Here is a 22,535-nt window from a genome sequence, read left to right on the forward strand (position 1 = left end):
TACCACTGTCAATTATGCGGTGGAGATGATTTAAGGGAATGATTCACATAATATTAACAAAAAACAACATTTATTTATTTGTTTTCCTATGCTACTTTTGCAGAAGATATGCAACAAGTAAAAACGCTGAAAGCACGCAAACGCATCGCATTAATTGCGCACGATCACAAGAAAGCCGAATTGATTGAATGGGCAACTTACAACAAGGTTGTTCTGAGCCGCCATGAGTTATATGCTACCGGTACTACTGGTAAGCTGATAGAGCAGGCACTGGATGTATCTGTACGTAAGCTGCTCAGTGGCCCACTTGGTGGCGACCAGCAAATAGGGGCGCTGGTAGCTGAAGGCGCCCTGGATGTGATCATCTTCTTCTGGGATCCTATGGAAGCATTGCCCCACGATCCCGATATTAAAGCACTCCTGCGACTGGGCGTTGTTTGGAACATTCCAATCGCCAATAATAGGTCTACCGCAGATTTTCTACTGACATCACCTCTGATGCATGAGGATTACGAAGTGATTTTACCAGACTACACACAGTACCTGGGTCGTAAGGTTTAATAAGCTGCTGGTTTTATAATTTCCTGATTTTTACTGCCTGGAGCCATAATGGCTAGAGGATTTCTGTAATTAAGTTTACGGGAAGAAGGGGAGATATTGCTATCGTTAAATAGTAATAGTTATCGAATAATATTGATTTCCAATTCAAGGCTGTAAATTAATTTCTGGATACTGTCGGCAGGATCAGCTCCATATGGGGCTGATCCTGCCGACAGTATAATCCCTCTTCGAATTCTGGAGTTAATAGTATTTCTCCTATCTCCTGTGCTAAATATTTTCTAACAACGTCCGGGCCATAAATAAGATGAGTAGGGAAGTCATCAATATGTTCAAATATATAAACCATATCTTCAAAATCCTTGCTTGTTCGAAGGTCATTACCTCCACGCGATTTATAAGCCTCCCATTTTGATGCTAAAAAATAGGGAAGCGAAAAAATAAGGACTTCTGTTTCCTCATCTAGTTTACAATTAACTGCATTGCGCAAACCATCTGTATACCATTTGTTACTAAATCCCAGGATTGTTGAATTGGTAGGCATTATATCTACAATGATTCCTTGTACAACATACCTGCAAATAACTCCAGAGTCGCTATCATTCGTAAAGCCCAGATCTCTCAATCTTTCTTCTATTCTGGTGTGGTCAGCGTAAGTTAATAACTCAACCACTATATCAACATCTTCCGTGGGCCGAACACTTGACGATAAAAGCGGAGAGGTAGCATACAAGGAGACGGTAGCCCCTCCTACAAAGCATAATGTTGATGTAGATTCTTCAGGATATTGGCTATTGCTTTAATCCGTATTATGTTTTCATGCATGATGTTGGTCAAATTTTTCTTTCAGCAATTTCATAGCAACCTCCTTCTCTCTAACCTTTCCAACTCGCATCACATCTACCAGAATTAATAATTCATACAGCTCCGGGTCGTGAAGTGCAGCCTTAATAATATTCGGATATAATGGACTTATGGATTCACCTTTAACAGTTCCTTTTGGATCAGCCCAAACCAGGTTGTCACTTTGATCTCTGATGAAAAATTTTGACATAATAGGCGCCGAATATGCAGTCGGTAGCCCCTTCGCAGCACTCCCTCTAATCGCTGGAAAAACATGTGGTAATCCATACTGAATAAATTCTAAAAGCGTTCTACGCATAACTTTTCGGCCAGTTTTATCTATCAGTTCGGCCAGTTTAGACCGTTGTAAAGAATTATTTACCTCAGCTGCACTCAAAAAAAGCGCAGCCGCAATATCCTTCTGCATCCATTTACCAGGTGAGATTATTATTTTCAATAAAACGGCGATATCCTGTGGTCGCATACCATTATGCTGTGTCATACAATAAAGGCAATCATTGTTTCAATTCACAATTCATGATTTGTGAATCATGAATTAAATAATATTTTTAATTACTTTATTACACTCTAATTCTCTTTAGGTCTAATATTTCCTGATTTTTATTGCCTGGAGCCATTTCCGCTTGAGGAATTTTCCGTACTTTAAGATAAAGCTTCGGGAATGAGAATCTTATGCACCGTTATATTAACCTGCATACTGTGCTCTTTCGGACGGAATGCCCAGGCACAGGCAGATAGTTTAAAAGCGAAACAACAGTCAGCTATTGATACCCAATTGGTCATTACCACGGCCTGGCTACGGGAGACCGATTCTATCATTAAAGCCGATTCGGCTGAAAAACAAGCCCTAATCTCACAACTCGAATCACTCAAGTCTTCCAATGATTTCAGAAAACAAAAAGAACTACAGGAAAAACTAGCGGTTTTTCAGCTAGCCGATTCTCTGAAAAAACAACAGCAACTCCAGCGTATAAAGAGCCTTCGCGCCACTAATACAGGCATTCCCGTTACCCCCTTCGGCAATACGCTTTTCTTTATCTATAATAAACTCGGGCCCCTACTTCCAAGCGAAAGAGCCGCCAATACAGAACATAAAATCAAACAGCTAGCAGATGATCCGCTATTCTCTAAAGATTCTCTACAAGCTATCAACAACGAAAACAATATAGATATTACCTATGGAGATCTCATCCTGTCTACCATTACCAATGATGATGCATTATGGATGGACCAGGACAAGCCAGCTGTTGCCCAGGCACGCCTGCAGGCAATTTCCACAGCCATAGATAAATACCAGCAAGACAATAGCTGGAAAAGCCTGCTGAAAAGAATTGGGCTGCTCATCGCCATACTGCTCGTTTTTGTTGGTTTGGTATATCTCATCAATCGGATCTTCCGGCGAATACGCCGAGGCATAAACGAAAAGAAAGAGCGCTACTTCAAAGGGCTTAAGGTACAGGGATACGCCGTTATGAACCCCGACAAGCAACTACACTTCGCCTATAACGTACTTCGTATAGTCCGCATCGTTATTATAGTTCTCGTGTTTTATCTCACGCTCCCTTTAATATTCAGCATTTTTCCCTGGACTAAAGGAATTGCAGACAGCCTGATTCAATGGACACTTGCCCCTATAAGATCTATTCTAAATGGCGCACTTCATTATCTACCTAAGTTATTGACTATAATTGTAATATACATAGCAACAAGGTATATTGTAAAGGGAGTGGACTATCTTGCAAAAGAAATAGCAACAGGCAATTTTGTTATTAAGGGTTTTTATGCAGACTGGGCAAGGCCTACAGCAAGCGGAGTAAAATTTCTGTTGTATGCTTTTATGTTCGTGATCATATTTCCATATCTCCCGGGCTCTGATTCTAAAATATTCCAGGGAGTATCTGTCTTTCTCGGGATACTGTTTTCGCTGGGTTCATCCACTGCGATATCCAATATTATTGCAGGTTTTGTCATCACATATATGCGACCATTCAAACTCGGTGACCGTATTCGCTTAGGAGATATTACCGGCGATGTGATAGAAAAAAGCTTGCTAGTGACACGCCTTAGAACGATTAAAAACGAAGAAATTACTGTTCCCAATGCCAGCATTCTCAATGGATATACCATCAATTTTTCTTCATCCAGTCAGAAGCTGGGATTGATCCTGCATACAACCGTCACCATTGGCTATGACACTCCCTGGGCACAGGTCCATGAACTGCTAATACAAGCGGCGCTTACCACCGATGGGGTGCTGAAAGATAAAGCGCCCTTTGTGTTTCAAACAAGCCTGAATGATTTCTCGGTTGCCTATGAGATAAATGCTTTTACCGACCAGCCTCAGAAGATGGCTGATATATATTCAGCGCTTCATCAAAATATCCAGGACAAATTCAATGAAGCCGGTGTTGAGATCATGTCGCCCAATTACTTTGCACACCGAAACGGTGCGTCGTCTACCATTCCTAATGAATATCAGGGCAAGCAAAAACCTGAAGATCCAATGTTTAACATCCGTGTGGAAAAATAGAAATAACAAAAAAACACAATATCTTTGCGCCCATATTTGTTAAACCCAATTGTTTATTTTATGCCTTACATTATGGTAGATATCGAGGCCGATGGCCCGATACCAGGGGATTTCTCAATGATCAGTTTTGGAGCTGTGGTAGTAGATGAATCTCTCAGCGAAACTTTTTACGGACAACTCAAACCTATTTCTCAAAATTATATTCCTGAAGCACTCGCCGTTTCTGGTTTTACTAGAGAAGAAACATTAGCGTTCGAAGAACCATCCACTGTTATGCACAACTTTTGTGCGTGGCTTAAACTGCAAGCCCGTAAAGGTCAGCCACGCTTCATTAGCGATAATAATGGATTTGATTGGATGTTTATGTGCTGGTACCTGCATCACTTTACTAACTCAAATCCATTTGGCCACAGCAGCCAGAATCTCGGTAGTTTGTATAAAGGATTAGTCAATGACTCTTCTAAAAACTTTAAGCACCTGCGTATCCGCAAGCATACACATAACCCTGTAGACGATGCTATTGGCAATGCCGAAGCACTGCTTACAATGAAAAAGGAACTCAACTTCAACATAAAATTGTAACGGTACATAGTAATTACAACAACATCTCCGTTATACGTGTAGACTAGTAATCAAATAATTAGGGTCTCTCACAATGGGTTTTCCTATTTTCGCATTATACGTATTTAAATAAGGCAGATGTTGAAGCAATTATTAGCTGGTGCAATCTTATTGATAGGCATTATGCAGCAGGCCTGGGCGCAATTACCGCCCAAAAGGGAAATGAGAGCCGTTTGGGTAGCCACGGTAGAAAACATCGACTGGCCATCCCGAAGAGGCCTGAGTTCGGACCAGCAAAAGCAGGAATTTATTGCACTGCTGGACCAGATGCAACGCAATGGTATGAATGCTGTGGTAGTTCAGATAAGACCTGCCGCAGATGCATTCTATCCATCTCAGTATGAGCCCTGGTCCGAATACCTTACCGGCCAGCAAGGGAAGGCGCCATTTCCTTATTATGATCCATTACAGTTCATGATTGAGGAAACACATAAACGTGGTATGGAATTTCATGCCTGGTTCAATCCTTATCGTGCAGTCTTCAACGTTAGTCGCAGCACTATTGCCTCAGATCATATCACACGCCTGAAACCACAATGGTTCCTCACTTACGACGGTAAGAAATATTTCGATCCCGGCGTTCCTGAAGTGCGTGATTATGTTACTTCTATTATTAAAGATGTTGTTAAGCGCTACGATGTAGATGCTATCCACTTCGACGATTACTTCTATCCATATCGTGTTCCGGGAAAAGAATTTCCTGATAACACATCATATCGCTTATATGGCGGTAATATGATGAAAGATGACTGGCGCAGAGCTAACGTAGATGCTATCATTGAAAAGTTAAGCAAAGCCATCAAAGCAGAGAAGCCATATGTAAAATTCGGTATCAGTCCTTTTGGCGTATGGCGCAATCGGGACCGCGACCCTGAAGGTTCGTATACCCGTGGGGGTATGTCTAATTATGACGACCTGTATGCCGATGTGGTAAAATGGTTGAAGAAAGGCTGGATTGATTATGTAACACCACAGTTATATTGGGAGAGAGGCCACAGACTGGTAGATTATGAGATTCTGCTCAACTGGTGGAGTCAACATGGGTTTGGCCGTCAGGTATATATTGGACATGGTGTATATAAAATAAACAGTAATGCCATCTGGAGAAATCCAAACGAGATCCCTAGCCAGATTGAAGAGGCACGTACTCTCAATACCGTGCAGGGTAGCTTCTTCTACAGTGCAAAATCTTTTGCCGGTAATCCACTCGGCATAGAAGATACACTACGTAATCATCTTTATAAATACCCTGCTTTACGACCAACAATGGACTGGTTGCCTAATACGGCCCCTGAAGCGCCTTATTTCGATGATGCCTTTGAACGTCCGGGATATTTGGAAATACACTGGTCAGATAGCGATACCAGTGGCCATACCAAGCAATATGTATTATATAGATTTGAGCAGGATGAAACGATTAACCTGACAGATCCAAGTAAGATCTTAGCAATATTGCCACAGGCCTCTGATCCTGAGTATAAGGACCGCACTTATGTGAAAGGCAAAGACTATACTTATGTCATCACTGCACTCGACAGAATGCAGAATGAAAGCCTGGCCAGTGAGCCACTACGGGTACGCCTAAACGCAGGCAAAGTGCAAATGTTTTTTGAACAATAACCGGATTGCCGGTGCATTAAAATATTAATGCACCGGTTTCCATATCAATAGCAGTGCCGGCTGGCATAGGCGTCAATTGTGGAAAAGCATCTGCTGTTACCAGTTGTACAGTTCCCATCACTACAGCACCCGCTATAGCACCACCGCCAATTGTAGACCAGATAATCCCCGCATTTCTCTTTTTAGCATTATCCAGATACTTAGTGAGGATATAACCATCCTGGTTTTTAGATAATGGCATCACGGTATAACCCATATTTTTAAAGAGTTGTCCTTCTTTCACTGCGCCCCAGCATTCAATGTGGTTACCGCTTTTGTCTACTACAAAAATTTTCCTTTTCTCTTTTTTAAATTCGAAATCTGTCACGGCAGGTTTGTTTTCCCTAAAATCAGCGAAAGTGAGATACACCCCTTCTTTTAAAGAATCCTTTAATGCCGGGATATTTCTTTTAGCATCGTATATGGCTAATATTCCTTGACGGGATAGCGACAGTGCATTGGAGGAAGCCATACCATCCATATGGGCAACGGTGGAATCTATCAATTCCTGGAGTGCGTTGGCAATATTGGTTTTGTGCTTATGTGTAACGTCCATTCCACCGTTTGATCTGGCAATATTAGCAGCAGCCAGTTCTCTATAGTTGACTCCATCTAAAGAGCCATAGGAAGTTCCTTTAAAGTGGATGTAAGCTTTTTCGCTCATTCCACCGGTTCTTTCTGCGATACGGAGCGCTTCCACCACCAGCAAAATCTGTGCACCTCCAGGTTGGTAGAAGTGCCCATAGGCCTTGTCAATATGATTTTGCAGAAATGCAGTGGCATCGGTATCTGGTATGGCTACGACCATACTGTTCATCATACCTTTTTGTGCATAACCGATATGGGAGCTATCCCATAGATACTGCACTACCTGGATTTTACCAATTGGGTGAGTGGAAAAAGAGCTGATATCTCTTTTACTTTCGCTCAGGCTGATCTTCGTGGTTTTAATTTCTTTTGCGGTGGTATCTTTTTCATACATCGCATCTTGGGCAAGGGTGCAAACTGCTATGGAAGACAATAACAGTGTCGTGGTGATAAATTTAAATGACATAAAATTAGTTGGAGATATAGGTTACTGATTACTGTTGGCTTCGGTATAAAGTTAAATGTCCCTTGCGAATAAATAACAAGTTGGATTCTTTTTGTTTTAACCTCAGGAAGTAAATAACATACATATATTATTATCGTCTCATTATTATAAAATTTAACATCACAAGACAACTTCACTCGCTGAAACCCGCCACTGTATGCTATTTTAATAAATTCATGTAGAATTTTCCCATTTAGGGAGCTCAGGATTTTTTTTATTGTTGATGACCAATGTCAGCGCACTGTCCCCAGCCTTCCGCGCGTCCTTTTTTTTTTCAAAAAATTCAAATCATTTCGAATAATTTTTCAATTTTTCTAAATTTTACCCCTATAACAAAAATTTGTATAAAAAATACCGCATTCCTTTAGTATCTTTAAACCGTTCCCGAAACATATCGTACACCATCACCCAACGGCGCAAGTCATATGGGGAGAGTGTGCCTAAGAATAAAATCTAAATCAATGGATGAAGTGAAGCAAACGCAAGGTTTATACCGTCCTGAATTTGAACATGATGCCTGCGGAACAGGTTTTACCGCCCATATCAAGGGGCGTAAATCCCACCATATTATTAGTGATGCGCTCACCATGTTAGAAAACATGGAACACCGTGGGGCTTGCGGTTGTGAGCAAAATACTGGTGATGGTGCAGGAATCCTGTTTCAGCTGCCACATGAGTTTTTGTATGACGAGTGTCTGAAGCTGGGCATTCGTTTACCGGAATTTGGTAAATACGGTGTAGGGATGATTTTCTTCCCTAAAGAACCTCGTTGGCGCGAAGAGTGCCGTGAAATCCTGGAGCGCAGCGCAGAGAAGCTGGGCCTGGAAATTCTTGGTTACCGCAAGGTGCCTGTGCGCCCCGATGGAATCGGCGAAAGCGCCCTTTCTGTAGAACCTGAAATTGAACAGGTATTTATCGCCTGTCCTTTTAATATTAGTGATGTAGATACTTTTGAACGTAAGCTCTATGTTCTTCGTAACTACGTTTCTAAAACAGTGCGCAATACAGTGCCTAAAGAAAAAGCGCTGTTTTATATTGCCTCACTTTCCACTAAAACCATCGTTTATAAAGGTCAGTTGACTACATATCAGGTACGTCATTATTATCCTGACTTGTCCGATGAGAAAATGGTTTCTGCGTTCGCGCTGATCCACAGCCGCTTTGCGACCAATACTTTCCCAAGCTGGCGCCTGGCGCATCCTTACAGGTATATCGCTCATAATGGTGAAATCAATACATTAAAAGGTAACCTCAACTGGCTCCGTGCCGGCGAAAGAGATTTCGTATCTAAATATTTCAGTGCTGAAGAAATGGAAATGCTGCTTCCTATTGTGGAAGAAGGCCAGTCCGACTCCGCCAGCCTGGACAACGTAATTGAGCTGCTGACCTTATCTGGTCGTTCCCTTCCTCATGTAATGATGATGCTTGTTCCTGAAGCATGGGATGGCAATGAGGATATGGACCCGGTGAAAAAAGCATTCTACGAATACCATGCTTCTCTGATGGAGCCATGGGATGGTCCAGCCTCTATCTCTTTCACAGATGGTAAGATCATCGGTGCTACGCTAGACCGTAACGGCCTGCGTCCCAGCCGCTTTGTAGTGACCAAAGACGATCGCGTAATCATGGCTTCTGAAGCCGGCGTATTACCGATCGATCCTAAAAATGTTAAAGAAAAAGGCCGCCTGCAGCCTGGTAAAATGTTCATTGTGGACATGGAACAAGGCCGTATTATTGGTGATGAAGAGCTGAAACAACAGATCTGCTCTCAGCAACCTTATGGCGAGTGGCTTAATAAATATAAGATCCGTCTGGAAGAACTGCCAGAACCACGTGTTACATTCACTCACCTGGAACATGAGCAGATCTTTAAATACCAACGAGCATTCGGATATACTACAGAAGACCTGAACACCATCATTGCGCCAATGGCCATCGATGGAAAGGAGCCTATTGGTTCTATGGGTACAGATGCGCCGTTGGCTGTATTAAGCAATCAGCCACAACATCTCTGTAACTATTTCAAACAGTTATTTGCACAGGTTACCAATCCGCCTATTGATCCTATCAGAGAGAAACTGGTAATGTCGCTGGCAACTTTCGTTGGTAACAACGGCAACCTGCTGGATGAAAACCCGTTGCACTGCCATGGCCTAGCTTTACAGCACCCTATCTTGAACAACTATGAGCTGGAAAAAATCCGCAGCATTGATACTGGTCTGTTCCAGGCTAAAACACTGCAGACATACTTCAAGGCTGATGGTAAACCAGGATCATTGGAGAAAGGTCTGGCGAGATTATGCCGTTATGCAGTAGACGCCGTAGAAGATGGTTTCGAAGTCGTTATTCTTTCTGACCGTGCCATCGACTCAGAACATGCGGCGATTCCTTCTATACTGGCTGCTTCCGCAGTACACCACCATCTGATCAGAAAAGGTTATCGTGGTCAGGTAGGACTGATCGTTGAAGCTGGCGATATTTGGGAAGTACATCACTTTGCTTGCCTGCTGGGCTTCGGCGCAACAGCTATCAACCCTTATCTGGCATTGAGCACCATCCGCGATATGAAGCTGAATGGTAATCTGGATACAGAGCAGGACCCTGATAAACTGAAGAAGAATTATATCAAAGCGGTTTGTGAAGGCTTGCTGAAAGTATTCTCTAAAATGGGTATCTCTACACTACAATCATACCAGGGTGCCCAAATTTTTGAAATCCTCGGTATTAGTCAGGCGGTAGTGGATAAATATTTTACTGGTGCTGTTTCCCGCATCCAGGGCTTAACTACAGATGATATTGCCCGTGAAACACTGGCAAAACACTGGATGGGTTATGGCCGCAAAGAAACACCTGTACAACGCCTCACTGAAGGTGGTGTATACCAATGGAAACGCAAAGGTGAATTCCATCTTTTCAATCCTAACACAATACACCTGCTGCAATATTCCACTCGTATGGGAGATTACAGCGTGTTTAAAAAATATTCCAAAGCGGTTAATGACCAGGCGGAAAAAGCATGTACCCTTCGTAGCATGTTTACGTTCAAACGTACTCGCCCGTCTATTTCTATCGACGAAGTAGAACCAGCTAACATTATCCTGAAACGCTTTGCTACAGGGGCTATGAGCTTTGGTTCCATTTCACATGAGGCGCACTCCACACTGGCTATTGCCATGAACCGTATCGGTGCTAAAAGCAATACCGGTGAAGGGGGAGAAGATGAACTCCGCTATGAGCAGCTACCAAACGGCGACTCTATGCGTTCTGCCATCAAACAGGTAGCCAGTGCTCGTTTCGGCGTAACCAGTGAATATCTGACCAATGCAGATGAACTGCAGATCAAGATGGCACAAGGTGCGAAACCAGGCGAAGGTGGCCAATTACCTGGTCACAAAGTAGATGAATGGATCGCGAAAGTTAGGCACTCCACACCTGGTGTAGGGCTGATTTCTCCGCCACCACACCACGACATCTACTCAATTGAAGATCTGGCTCAGCTGATCTTTGATTTGAAAAATGCAAACCGCGCTGCACGCATTAGTGTGAAACTGGTGTCTAAAGCCGGGGTTGGTACTATCGCTGCAGGTGTTGCAAAAGCACATGCCGACGTAGTACTGGTGTCTGGCTTCGATGGCGGTACCGGTGCATCTCCAATCAGTTCTATCAAACATGCGGGTCTGCCTTGGGAACTTGGCCTGGCTGAATCTCACCAGACACTCGTAAAAAATAAACTCCGCAGCCGTGTTGTTCTTCAAACAGACGGACAGCTGAAAACAGGTCGTGATATCGCTATCGCTACACTGTTGGGCGCGGAAGAATGGGGCGTTGCTACCGCTGCACTGGTAGTAGAAGGTTGTATCATGATGCGCAAATGTCATGTGAATACCTGCCCTGTAGGCGTAGCCACCCAGGACCCTGAATTGCGTAAACGCTTCACCGGCGATGCTCAACACGTGGTAAATCTCTTCAACTATTTAGTAGAAGAACTGCGTGAAATCATGGCTGATCTTGGATTCCGTACCATTAACGAAATGGTGGGCCAGGTAGACAGTCTACAGATGCGCGAAGATATCAGCAACTGGAAAACACAGAAACTGGATCTCACTCCAATTCTCTTTAAAGAGCCAGCAGCGCCAGAAACTGGACTGTACAAACTGGAAGAGCAGGATCATGGTTTGAGAGAAGTTTTAGACTGGCAGCTCCTGAAAGCTGCACAGCCTGCGCTGGAAAAGAAATCCAGGGTATATCAACAATTCCCTGTTAAAAATACTGACCGTACAATCGGTACAATTTTATCAAACGAAATCACTAAACGCTACAAGAGCGAAGGCTTACCGGAGGACACCCTCCACTTCAAATTCCTTGGTTCAGCAGGTCAAAGCTTTGGCGCATTTTCAACCAAAGGTTTGACCCTGGAACTGGAAGGAGAAGCAAATGACTACTTCGGTAAAGGCTTGTCAGGTTCTAAACTGATCCTCTATCCAGCGGGAGAAGCTGGCTTCAAAGCAGAAGAAAACATCATAGCAGGCAACGTATGCTTCTATGGCGCTACTTCCGGAGAAGCTTATATCCGCGGTAAAGCAGGCGAACGTTTCTGCGTACGTAACTCCGGTGCTACCATCGTAGCAGAAGGGGTAGGCGATCACGGTTGTGAATATATGACTGGCGGCCGCGCTGTAATCCTAGGTGAAACAGGACGCAACTTCGGCGCAGGTATGAGTGGTGGTATTGCATATGTATATGATGTCAAAGGCAACTTCGCCAATCATTGCAACCGCGATATGATCGACCTGGACCCACTAGATCAGGAAGATGTAGCCGCACTACAAGACCTGATCACTAAACACCACGCCTACACGAATAGTACCGTGGCGAAGTTTATACTGAAAGACTGGGATAATCAACTGCGTCACTTTGTGAAAGTATTCCCTAAAGAATACAAGGCAGTATTGAAATCAGGAAAAGCAGTAGGCCAGAAAGTAGGTAAATAGTAACAATTAACATTCATCATCAAAATATCCCTTGCTGAAGGGACTTGTGGAGGAAAATTATGGGTAAGCCTACAGGATTCCTGGAATTTACACGCGAGATGCCGGGGAAAACAGAGCCACGGGAAAGGACAAAAAACTACAACGAGTTTGTAGAACGCTATGCCGATAATAAATTAAATCAGCAGGCCGCCCGCTGTATGAACTGCGGTGTGCCTTTCTGCCACAGCGGATGCCCGCTCGGCAACGTTATTCCTGAGTTTAACGATGCTGTATATCGTCAGGACTGGAAAGAAGCATACGATATTTTATCATCTACCAATAACTTCCCGGAGTTTACCGGCCGTATATGCCCCGCACCTTGCGAAAGCGCCTGTGTACTGGGTATCAACCAACCGCCGGTTGCTATCGAAGAGATAGAAAAACATATCATTGAAATCGCTTTTGATAAAGGACTGATACAAGCAAAAACGCCTCGCGTTCGTACAGGCAAGAAAGTTGCAGTGGTTGGCTCAGGTCCTGCCGGACTTGCAGCAGCAGCTCAACTGAACTATGCCGGTCATCAGGTAACAGTTTTTGAAAGAGATGATGCCCCTGGAGGCTTGCTGCGCTACGGTATTCCAGATTTTAAACTGGAAAAATGGGTGATAGAACGCCGCGTGAAACTGATGGAAGAAGAAGGGGTAACCTTCCAATGTAATACCAATATCGGTGTGGATATTCCTGCCAACGATCTGTTGAGAGAATTCAACGCTGTGGTGCTCGCAGGTGGTTCTACAATTCCACGCGACCTCACCATCACCGGCCGCGAATTGAAAGGTGTTCATTATGCAATGGACTTCCTCAAACAACAGAACAAGCGCGTTGGTGGCAAACAAGTAGAAGGAAATGATATCTGGGCTACTGGTAAAAATGTAGTAGTAATAGGTGGTGGTGATACCGGTTCCGACTGTGTAGGTACCAGCAATCGTCATGGTGCCGTAAGCATTACACAGCTTGAGCTATTACCAAAACCTCCGGGTGAACGTACCGACTATATGCCTTGGCCTACTTTCCCAATGATCCTGAAAACATCTTCCTCTCATGATGAGGGTGCAGATCGTCAGTGGGCAATAGCAACCAAAGCATTCATCGGCGACGAAAACGGTAATCTGAAAGCACTCCGCATCGTAGACCTGCAATGGTCGCTGAGTCCAGATGGCCGCCCGGCTAAATTTACCGAGGTTCCAGGATCAGAAAGAGATATTCCTTGTGAACTGGCCTTGCTGGCTATGGGCTTCGTTCATCCGCAACATACCGGTATGCTCGAGCAGCTGGAAGTGGAAAAAGATGAAAGAGGTAACGTAAAAGCTACTGAAAGAAATTACCTGACATCCATACCAAAAGTCTTTACCGCAGGTGATATGCGCCGTGGTCAATCACTCGTAGTATGGGCAATTAGCGAAGGTCGCGAATGTGCAAGGAAAGTGGATGAATTCCTGATGGGCAGCTCCCAACTGGAAAGTAAAGACCATTCGTTACAAGCAATGGCATTGTAACAAGCTGTTTAAGACACAGCCTGTCTTAAAATACTGACAGTTTAAAAGCTGTCTCACTTTTCTCATAAGCAGGTTTAGATTTTGTTGTAACCTTCAGTCGGGCCGGGTCTTTACCCGGCCTTTTATTTTATAGCAAACGCCACCATTTTGTCTTTAAAATTCTCTTGTAGACAGAATTAATTTTTATAGAGAAGAAAACAGCCCATTCAGCTATTTCTCTCCATTTCCGCAGTCATGGCAGATATATTTGTAGGATATGAAAAGAGCACTGCTGTTTTTGGGAAGCCTTTTACTGACAGTTTCGGCTGTTGCGCAGGAAATGCGCAACACGACAGATCTTTCTACTCTTATCATCTACGCAAAAGAATATAACAAAGGGCTTTACAGAAGCTTTAAGGATTTCCAAACCAATTCCCCTTCAGAGAATGGCGACCTGGTCATAATAGACCGCAGCACCGCCGCGCAAACCTATTTACTCGCCGATAAAAACCAGCTGGTCATCAGAGATGGGGCAGGAGAGCATAAAGTGAAAGACTATTGGGGATATTGTGATGGCAGAAATCTCTATGTAAAAGACAACGGCCTTAATAAAATCATAGAAACAGGCTACTACTGCATATATCGTCAACACGGCCAGCAAGCCTCAAGGGGGTATTACAACCCCGCAGACATGACGGTTAATAATATTAGCAACCCTGTGGAGCTGGTCAAGGTAATTAATATCATGACTGGCGAAATCTACGACCTCTCTGCCTACAACCTCAGAAAATATATCCTCCCTCAAGACAACGAGCTACTGGAAGAATTCAGAAGTGACAAGGAAAAAAAGGACAAACTGGAATATTATATACGTCGTTTCAACCAGCGAAACAAGCCCACCATCTGACCCTTTCTCCCTAAAGAATACTAAAAAAAAGTATGCCCGTTTCCGTATTTAACGTATCCTTGCATGGAGTCATAACCACCATGCCCCAGGTATGAATTTTGTATAACGTCCTATTTCGTGGCAAAATACAATCCTGTTAACGAGTAAACCTATACGTACGTTGGTGCGTTTTATTTCAGTAATTATTTAATTACCCTGAAGAATCACGTGACAGAACCAGAAGAAAAAGAAGAACATCAAGGCCGCCCCTGGTGGAAGTGGCTACTGTGGATAATTGTAGCGGTGCTTTTACTGCCCGTTATGTTGGTTTTATTGCTTCAACTCGAAGGAGTACAAAATTACCTGCGTCAACAAGGAGAGTCTTACCTCCAAAAGAAATTAAACACAAAAGTCAGAATAGGCTATCTCCGTGCCCGTGGCTGGCAATACCTGGAATTAAGAGATGTATATGTTGCCGATACTACCCAGAATGCACTTTTATATTCCCGATCGCTCAAAGTTCAATACAACTTGCTCTCTTTACTTAGTAATGAGCTAAAAATATACAAGCTGGAATGGGATACAGTGCTCGTTAACGCCTACCGCCTAAACGATTCTACCTTTAATTACCAGTTTGCTATTGACGCCTTCGTATCGCCCAACAGGCAACCGGATACTTTAGCTTCTACTGGTACCAGTTTGCAGTATGCGCTGAAAGATATCACCTTCCGGGCGTTTACACTGCGTTATGATGATACGCCTGGTGGCATGACCGCCGCTATTATCTTTAAAGAACTACATCTGGATCCCGATGACATTCTGGTAGATGACGGATTATATACGCTGCGCGAGATTAAATTAGATGGACTCAGAGGATATTTCAAACAATATTATAACCCAAAATTGGCGACTACTGGCGCGCCGCCGCCGCCGCCTAAAATCGATTCTTCTGCTGCATCATTTCACTTGCTGCTGAAAAAACTCGACATTACCAATAGTAGTTTCCAATACAGTAACGATGCTATAGATATCAACACCGTATGGTATCTCGGGAAACTCCAGCTGGAAAACTCCAGTTTGGACCAGGATTCTGCCCGTATCCAAATAGGAAGCCTGATCCTGAAAAACGCCAATGGTATCGTTACCCTCCTACCTGGAAAAGATAATACGCCAACTCCTCCCGATACTTCTTCTTCAGATAGCTGGAAAGTGGCAGCTGCTATTATTAACCTCGATAAACTCAACGTTCGTTATGATAATGGCGCCCCGCCACCAAAGGCAGCGGGCCCTGACCCGGACTATAATCACTTGTCCTTGTCGAATGTATCCACACAGCTGCGTAACCTGAAGTACCAGCCTGATACAATCAGTGCGTCTTTAAAATCTTTGGCTGCACGCGACTGGTCTGGATTTGCCATCAAAAAAGCCAATCTGGACGTTGTGTTCACACCACAAAGTCTGGTGCTGAATAACTTTCTCGTTCAAACCAATAAAAGTATCCTTCGAAAAAATATAGCCGTTACCGTGCCTTCCTGGTCTACCATCTCGAAAGATATGGATAAGATAGGACTGGATGCCAACCTGGACTCTGTTCGTGTAGCCCTGGGCGAGTGGCTGGGATTCGTTCCTGGCGCCCGCAAAAACAAATCCTTCGCTCCATTATGGAATAAGGAACTGACATTGTCCGCCATGCTGAAAGGCAACCTGAGTATGCTTAATATCAAAAGCCTCTACTTAAGTGACAATACTGGTAACGTTATTAAAGTAAATAATGGTCAGGTCAGTCACGCCATGGATGTGGATAAACTGAATGCCAACCTGAACAATCTCTATGTACAAACAGGCAATAAACCGCTACGCGGCTGGCTCCCGAAAGGCATGCTACCCGATACTCCGCGCATCCCTGAACATATACTCATTACCGGCTCTTTTATTGGCGGTATGAAAAATATGAATACCAACCTGCAGCTGAAAAGCGACTTCGCCAACGCGGATGTGAAGGCAAAGCTGGTGAATATCACTGATAAAGTTCATAGCCAGTATGATATCAATGTGCCCTATTTCCATGTGCAGGCTGGCAAGATGATGTATGATACCACCATGGGTTGGATCAATGGAAAGCTGTCGGCTAACGGACAAGGATACACGGTAAATGGCATGAACGCGAAAGCAGCCATTCAGCTATACGACGCCTATTACAATAACTACAACTATCACGATATTAACATCGCCGCTGATATCAGCAAAGGCGCATTCAACGCACAAGGCGAAAGCCAGGACACCAGCATTACCACCACTTTCAACGTCAGCGGCCAGCTTTCAGACTCTACCATACATGATCTGCTGGTAGATATGGAGCTGACAAAAGCTGATCTTTTTGCCACCCATTGGTATAGCACTCCGCTGACACTTAGCGGTAACCTAAATGCCAACTTCGCAAACATAGATCCACAGCGTATCGATGGTAATGCCTTCCTAACCAAATGGCAGGTTATTACGGAAACGCAAGTAGTACCACTCGATACGATCTCTCTGGTCGCTAAATATACAGACCAACAATATGTTGATCTGAAAACACCACTGGGCATTATCAATACCTGGGGACATTTCGACTATACGAAAATAGGCACTGCCATGGCACAGGTAATCGCGAAACCATTGCAGCCAGAAGATTCCGGGAAAATTATTATTCCGGCGCCAGGACAAGTGCTTGCCTGGACAGGCTCTCTGATATGGCCGCGTAGCCTCAGTGCCCTTGTGCCAACCTTGCGTATCGATGAACCATTGCTCATCAACGGCCGCTTCAATAGCGACAGCAGTCTGTTGAATTTTCACGCCAGCGCCCCTAAGATTGGATATGATTCACTACGTGTAGACAGTCTCGTTATATCCGCAGGTATTCTCGATACCGCAATGCAAGCAAATGTTTCACTGACACACCTGGCACATCCTACTTTTCCATTACAGTATACAGAGTTGAGGGCCCATGCAGATACAGGCGCCGTTAACTTCGATCTGGTGCTCAATGATGTCAGATATAAGCCTAAATATGCACTGGGTGGACTTTTCACATTCTTGCCAGACAATGCAATGCAGCTTTCACTGAAGCCTTCGTTGTTGCTCAATTATCAACAATGGGCCGTGGATAATAACAATATCCTGCGGTTGAAAAATAGTTTACCAGATACCGCTAATATTCGTTTATCTCATGGCGATCAGGCTATACACCTGGTTACCGTGCCGGATACCACTACCACTCCGGCATTACGCCTGCAAGTGCAGAACTTCCAGCTATCCACCATTACAGGATTGCTGGCTACGGATACACTCCTTGCCAATGGTTTACTGAATGCTGACGCCTATGTACGTAATTGGGACAAATCTCCCATTATCAATGCTACGCTGAAAGTGGATAGCCTGGAAGTGAAAAATACACCGCTGGGCACACTCAACGCACAAGTAGAAAATCCAGAGGCTGGCCAGTACAAATTAGACGCAACCCTTGCTGGTAATGGAAATAATGTGCAGGTAACAGGTACTTATGATACTACTATCAATGCACATTTGCAGATAGACAACCTGAACATGAAAACGCTGGAACCATTTACCATGGGTAATATGGACCATATGTATGGATCTGCTAATGGTAAATTCGATATATCCGGAACCATTGATCAGCCTAAAGTATTAGGAAGTCTGCATTTCGATAATGCGGGAGGCATTGTAAGCTACCTGGGAAGTAATCTTCATTTGCCAAACGAAGATATCGTTATCGATGATAGAGGTATCCTCTTCAATAATGTGGTCATCGCAGATAGCCTGAAAGATGAAATGGTCGTGAATGGTCGCATCAATACACGCGATTTCAAACGTTATAGTTTCAATCTGAATGTAAATGCAGATAACTTCATGGCGTTGGGGCCTCAGCAGAATAACGACCAATGGCTCTATGGGCCCGCATTTGTTGACAGTAAAATTACCATCCGTGGAAACATGGATCTTCCTCGTGTAGACGCCAACGTTAAGCTGCGTGATAAATCTAACATTACCGTGATCCTGCCACAGGAAACGCCAGGCATCGCAGATAGGGAAGGCGTAGTGGAATTCGTGGATATGTCTAACCCTATAGACTCTTCACTGATAAAGCGTGTGGACAGTCTTAAGTTCCAGAACCCAAGACTAAAAGGAATCAATTTCTCTGCCGTTGCGGAAGTAACACCAGCATCTACCATAAAAATTGTTATTGATAGCCAGAATGGCGATTATGTTACCGCCAAAGGTACGGCCAACATCAATGCCACATTGGACCCTAGTAGCAAAATGAGCTTAACAGGCCGATATGAAATTAGTGAAGGAAAGTATGAAATGTCGCTGAATCAACTCATCAAACGTTCCTTCGATATTCAGAAAGGCAGTACAATTACCTTTAACGGCGACGCCATGGACGCGGATCTGGACATTACGGCAAAATACACCGTAAACGCACCGGTTATTGATCTCGTTGGTGATCAGCTCAGCAATTTGAGTCAACAGGAAAGAAACACCTATAAACAACGTGTTCCTTTTGAAGTATACCTGATGATCAAAGGAAATCTTAAAAAACCTGATATCAGCTTCCTCCTGGATATGCCTGAAAAAGACAGGAATGACTTTAACGGTACACCTTATAATCGTATTAAGCAGATCAACCAGGTTCCATCTGAATTGAATAAACAGGTAATGGGATTACTCGTGCTGAATTCATTCATTCCGGATGACCCAATGAGCACCTTTGATAATGGTGGCGGTGGGGTGGAACAGGCTGCAAGAAATAGTGTGAGCAAGATTCTTAGCCAGCAGCTCAACAACCTCGCCGGCAATCTGATCAAAGGCGTTGATCTGAATTTCGATCTGCAAAGCACACAGGATTATTCTTCCGGAAGTGCACAGGAACAAACCAATCTTAAAGTTGGTGCTTCTAAAAATTTGTTTAATGATCGTTTAACCGTCAGCGTTGGTTCCAACATTATGCTTACTGGCAACCAGCAAAATGCAAGCTCTTTATTAGGTGATATTTCTGTTGACTATAAGCTTAGTCGTGATGGCAGATACAGACTTCGTGTCTACCAACAAAATGATCAGTCTGTGATTGAAGGACAGCTGGTAGAAACAGGCGTCTCATTCATTCTTGTAATGGATTATGATGAGTTCCGCGAAATATTCCAAAGAGCCAAAGGAAAAGCTGCAGCAAAAAGACTACGTGCAGCAGATAAAGCCAACAATAAAAACAAGCAGGGTAATTCGGCTAATGCAGATAACTAATCGTCATATCATCGCCTGTATTTGTTGCTGCCTGACATGGCTGGCAATATCCTCGTGTAGTACAACTAAATCAGTACCCGAGAATGACAGACTATATACCGGTAGCAGCGTTAAATGGAAGAGTAAAAAGAAACCAAAAGATTATTCAACATTATCAGATGGACTTACAAAAAGAATCCGACCCAATAGGAATAAGAAGTTTCTTGGTATGCCTATAAAGCTCTGGTTATATAACTTGGGCCACGAGCCCAAACCTAAGGGCAAGGGCTTGAATTATTTATTACGTAAGAAATGGGGAGAACCACCAGTGTTACTAAGTCAGGCCAAACCTGATTACACCTCCAATGTGCTGGAGCAATATCTTGTGGACAATGGCTATTTCCATGCAGATGTTACTTCTCAGATAAAAAATAAAGGTTCTAAAAAAGCATCTATAGAATATGATGCCGTACCACGACATAGATACACAATCAAAAAAGTAACCTTCGTAACAGATAGCTCCGCTATTGGCAAAACAATTGCGGCTACAGCATCAGAGAGCTCGCTGGAAGTAGGGGCGCCATATTCACTGGATAGCATAAAAGCCGAACGTGAACGCATACACGCAGTTTTAAAAGAAAAAGGATATTATTATTTCACGCCAGATAATTTAATTGTTCAGGTAGATAGTACAGAGAATGGGAAGGTAGACTTATATGTGAAAGTCAAAGATAACACGCCTGTTGCGGCACTACGGCCTTACAGGCTACACGATGTTATCTTATATCCTGATTACTCGCTGGACAATGATTCTACATCTACCGCAGGCACGCCTGTTAACTATAAAGGAATTTGGATTATCGACTCCACAAAACGCTTTAGGCCATTGGTTTTCGATAAATCTGTATTCTTAAGACCTGATAGTTTATATCGATTAAGTTCACATAATATCACCCTACAACGCCTCATCAACCTTGGTACTTTTAAATTTATTAAAGGTCAATTCAGGACGGTGAGAGATACCTCTATTCATAATTTCAGAGAGTTCAATCCTAATGCTCCATTTAATATGGATGGAAGCCCAAGGAGGCAGGTTCCTGATACTGCCAACACAATCGTCTCCAAAGGCGATACATTATATGCGCGTATTCAGAGGGATACTGCCCGCAGCAACAGCAGAGATACCAGCGGTGCTAATTTCTACCGTCAGTATGGAAACTATTATAGCGTTCCTGATAGCGGCTGGCTGGATGCGCGTTTCTATCTCACACCTTATCAGCGCCGTTCTTTACAAGCTGAGCTGAGAGGTACTTCTAAGTCAAATGGCTTTGTTGGTGGATTGGTAAAAATTACTGCTAAAAACCGTAACTGGCTACACGCCGCCGACCTCTTGGAAATAGGCCTCAGTGGCGGCATGGAATGGCAGACGGGCGCTAATACCAGCGGCGGTTCCAACTCATATGGATTTGGAGCTGAAGTAGCAGTAACCATTCCGAGGTTCTGGACGCCATTCCGTATCAACCCGCGTACACCTTATGTTCCACGCACTCGTGTAAGTTTTGGATATGATTTATACAGCAGGGCAGCACTATATAACCTTAACGCCTATACGGTGCAATTACAATATCTCTGGCAACGTACCAAATATCTTACACATCAGTTTGCGCCAGTTGCCGTAACATATGTTTTACCAACTAAAACAACGCCGGCATATGATAGTATTCTAAAGAATGATCCAAGCCAACGTGCTGCTATATCCAAGCAATTCATCCTTGGTGGCAACTATACAATTACCTACAATAACCAGGCATCTAATAAAATACATACTTGGTATCTCAGTGGAAACATAGACGTATCTGGTAACTTGGCGGGATTGATCATTCCAAAACGTGGTGATTCTACCAGAGAAATTTTCAAAAATCCTTTTGCACAATATGAACGTTTAACGTTGGAAGCCCGCCATTATTGGAGTCTTGGTAAAGGCAAACAGTGGATCAACAGGTTGATGATGGGATATGGTCTTCCTTATGGAAACAGTATCTATGGCGAATCAAATTCTCTTCCTTTTGTTAAACAGTATTTTACTGGAGGTAGTAGTAGTATCAGGGCTTTCAGGGCTCGTACGTTAGGTCCGGGTTCTTATCGCAATCCATCATTGGATACATCCAATTTACTGGCTAACCAGGCAGGGGATGTGAAGCTGGAATTCAACTCTGAGGTACGACTTCATATCGCAAGTGTTTTCAACTTCGCAGCATTCGTGGATGCCGGTAACATCTGGTTATCCCGCGATGATCCTAATCAGCCTGGTGGTAAGTTCCAGTTTGGCACCTTTTACCAGGATATCGCCGTAGGCGCGGGTGCGGGCCTGCGTATAGATGCGTCTATCGTGGTGGTACGCTTCGATCTCGCATTCCCATTACGCGTTCCTTATCTTCCTAAAAATGAACGATGGGTAATTGATAAAATAAATTTTGGAGATCCTGATTGGCGAAAGAAAAATCTCGTTTTGAATATTGCGATCGGATATCCTTTCTAA

Annotated in this window: 12 protein-coding genes; 9 read left to right on the forward strand and 3 right to left on the reverse strand. The window is 43.6% G+C overall.

Annotated elements, in window-relative coordinates:
• The first annotated feature begins 108 nt into the window (after positions 1-108).
• Positions 109-561 (forward strand): methylglyoxal synthase, encoded by a 453-nt coding sequence (locus tag ACE38W_RS11945; protein ID WP_375831116.1) that lies wholly within the window; start codon positions 109-111, stop codon positions 559-561.
• A 157-nt stretch (positions 562-718) separates the two neighbouring features.
• On the opposite strand, the gene ACE38W_RS11950 is transcribed toward ACE38W_RS11945, so the two are convergent.
• Both ACE38W_RS11950 and ACE38W_RS11955 read right to left on the reverse strand, forming a co-directional pair.
• On the reverse strand, positions 719-1,291 hold the full coding sequence (locus ACE38W_RS11950; RefSeq protein ID WP_375831117.1) for a nucleotidyl transferase AbiEii/AbiGii toxin family protein: 573 nt from the start codon (positions 1,289-1,291) through the stop codon (positions 719-721).
• 84 nt (positions 1,292-1,375) lie between these two features.
• Entirely contained in the window at positions 1,376-1,903 is a 528-nt protein-coding gene (locus ACE38W_RS11955; RefSeq protein ID WP_375831118.1) for a hypothetical protein, read from the reverse strand.
• 180 nt (positions 1,904-2,083) lie between these two features.
• On the opposite strand from ACE38W_RS11955, the gene ACE38W_RS11960 reads away from it, so the two are divergent.
• The 3 genes from ACE38W_RS11960 to ACE38W_RS11970 all read left to right on the forward strand — a co-directional run bounded on the left by ACE38W_RS11960 (position 2,084) and on the right by ACE38W_RS11970 (position 6,193).
• A complete protein-coding gene (locus ACE38W_RS11960; protein ID WP_375831119.1) occupies positions 2,084-3,952 on the forward strand; it encodes a mechanosensitive ion channel family protein in 1,869 nt (622 codons plus the stop codon).
• Between the two features lie 60 nt (positions 3,953-4,012).
• Positions 4,013-4,534, forward strand: coding sequence for an exonuclease (locus tag ACE38W_RS11965; RefSeq protein WP_375831121.1), 522 nt, complete (start codon positions 4,013-4,015; stop codon positions 4,532-4,534).
• Positions 4,535-4,651: 117 nt separating this feature from the next.
• On the forward strand, positions 4,652-6,193 hold the full coding sequence (locus ACE38W_RS11970; RefSeq protein ID WP_375831122.1) for a family 10 glycosylhydrolase: 1,542 nt from the start codon (positions 4,652-4,654) through the stop codon (positions 6,191-6,193).
• A gap of 16 nt (positions 6,194-6,209) precedes the next feature.
• Here the strand turns inward: ACE38W_RS11970 and ACE38W_RS11975 are convergent, their stop codons facing one another.
• Positions 6,210-7,286: a hypothetical protein gene (locus tag ACE38W_RS11975; protein WP_375831123.1), complete on the reverse strand. Its 1,077-nt coding sequence runs from the start codon at positions 7,284-7,286 to the stop codon at positions 6,210-6,212.
• A 500-nt stretch (positions 7,287-7,786) separates the two neighbouring features.
• Between ACE38W_RS11975 and gltB the strand changes: the two genes are divergently transcribed.
• From gltB to ACE38W_RS12000, 5 genes are all read left to right on the forward strand, one after another.
• A complete protein-coding gene (gltB, locus tag ACE38W_RS11980; RefSeq protein ID WP_375831125.1) occupies positions 7,787-12,316 on the forward strand; it encodes a glutamate synthase large subunit in 4,530 nt (1,509 codons plus the stop codon).
• A 59-nt stretch (positions 12,317-12,375) separates the two neighbouring features.
• Positions 12,376-13,851, forward strand: coding sequence for a glutamate synthase subunit beta (locus tag ACE38W_RS11985; RefSeq protein ID WP_375831126.1), 1,476 nt, complete (start codon positions 12,376-12,378; stop codon positions 13,849-13,851).
• 256 nt (positions 13,852-14,107) lie between these two features.
• Positions 14,108-14,737, forward strand: coding sequence for a hypothetical protein (locus tag ACE38W_RS11990; RefSeq protein ID WP_375831128.1), 630 nt, complete (start codon positions 14,108-14,110; stop codon positions 14,735-14,737).
• Between the two features lie 207 nt (positions 14,738-14,944).
• Positions 14,945-20,017 (forward strand): translocation/assembly module TamB domain-containing protein, encoded by a 5,073-nt coding sequence (locus ACE38W_RS11995; protein WP_375831129.1) that lies wholly within the window; start codon positions 14,945-14,947, stop codon positions 20,015-20,017.
• Positions 20,004-22,535: a BamA/TamA family outer membrane protein gene (locus ACE38W_RS12000; protein WP_375831130.1), complete on the forward strand. Its 2,532-nt coding sequence runs from the start codon at positions 20,004-20,006 to the stop codon at positions 22,533-22,535. Before ACE38W_RS11995 ends, ACE38W_RS12000 begins: the two co-directional genes overlap by 14 nt.

The organism is Chitinophaga sp. Hz27 (assembly GCF_042263525.1).
Lineage (GTDB): Bacteria > Bacteroidota > Bacteroidia > Chitinophagales > Chitinophagaceae > Chitinophaga.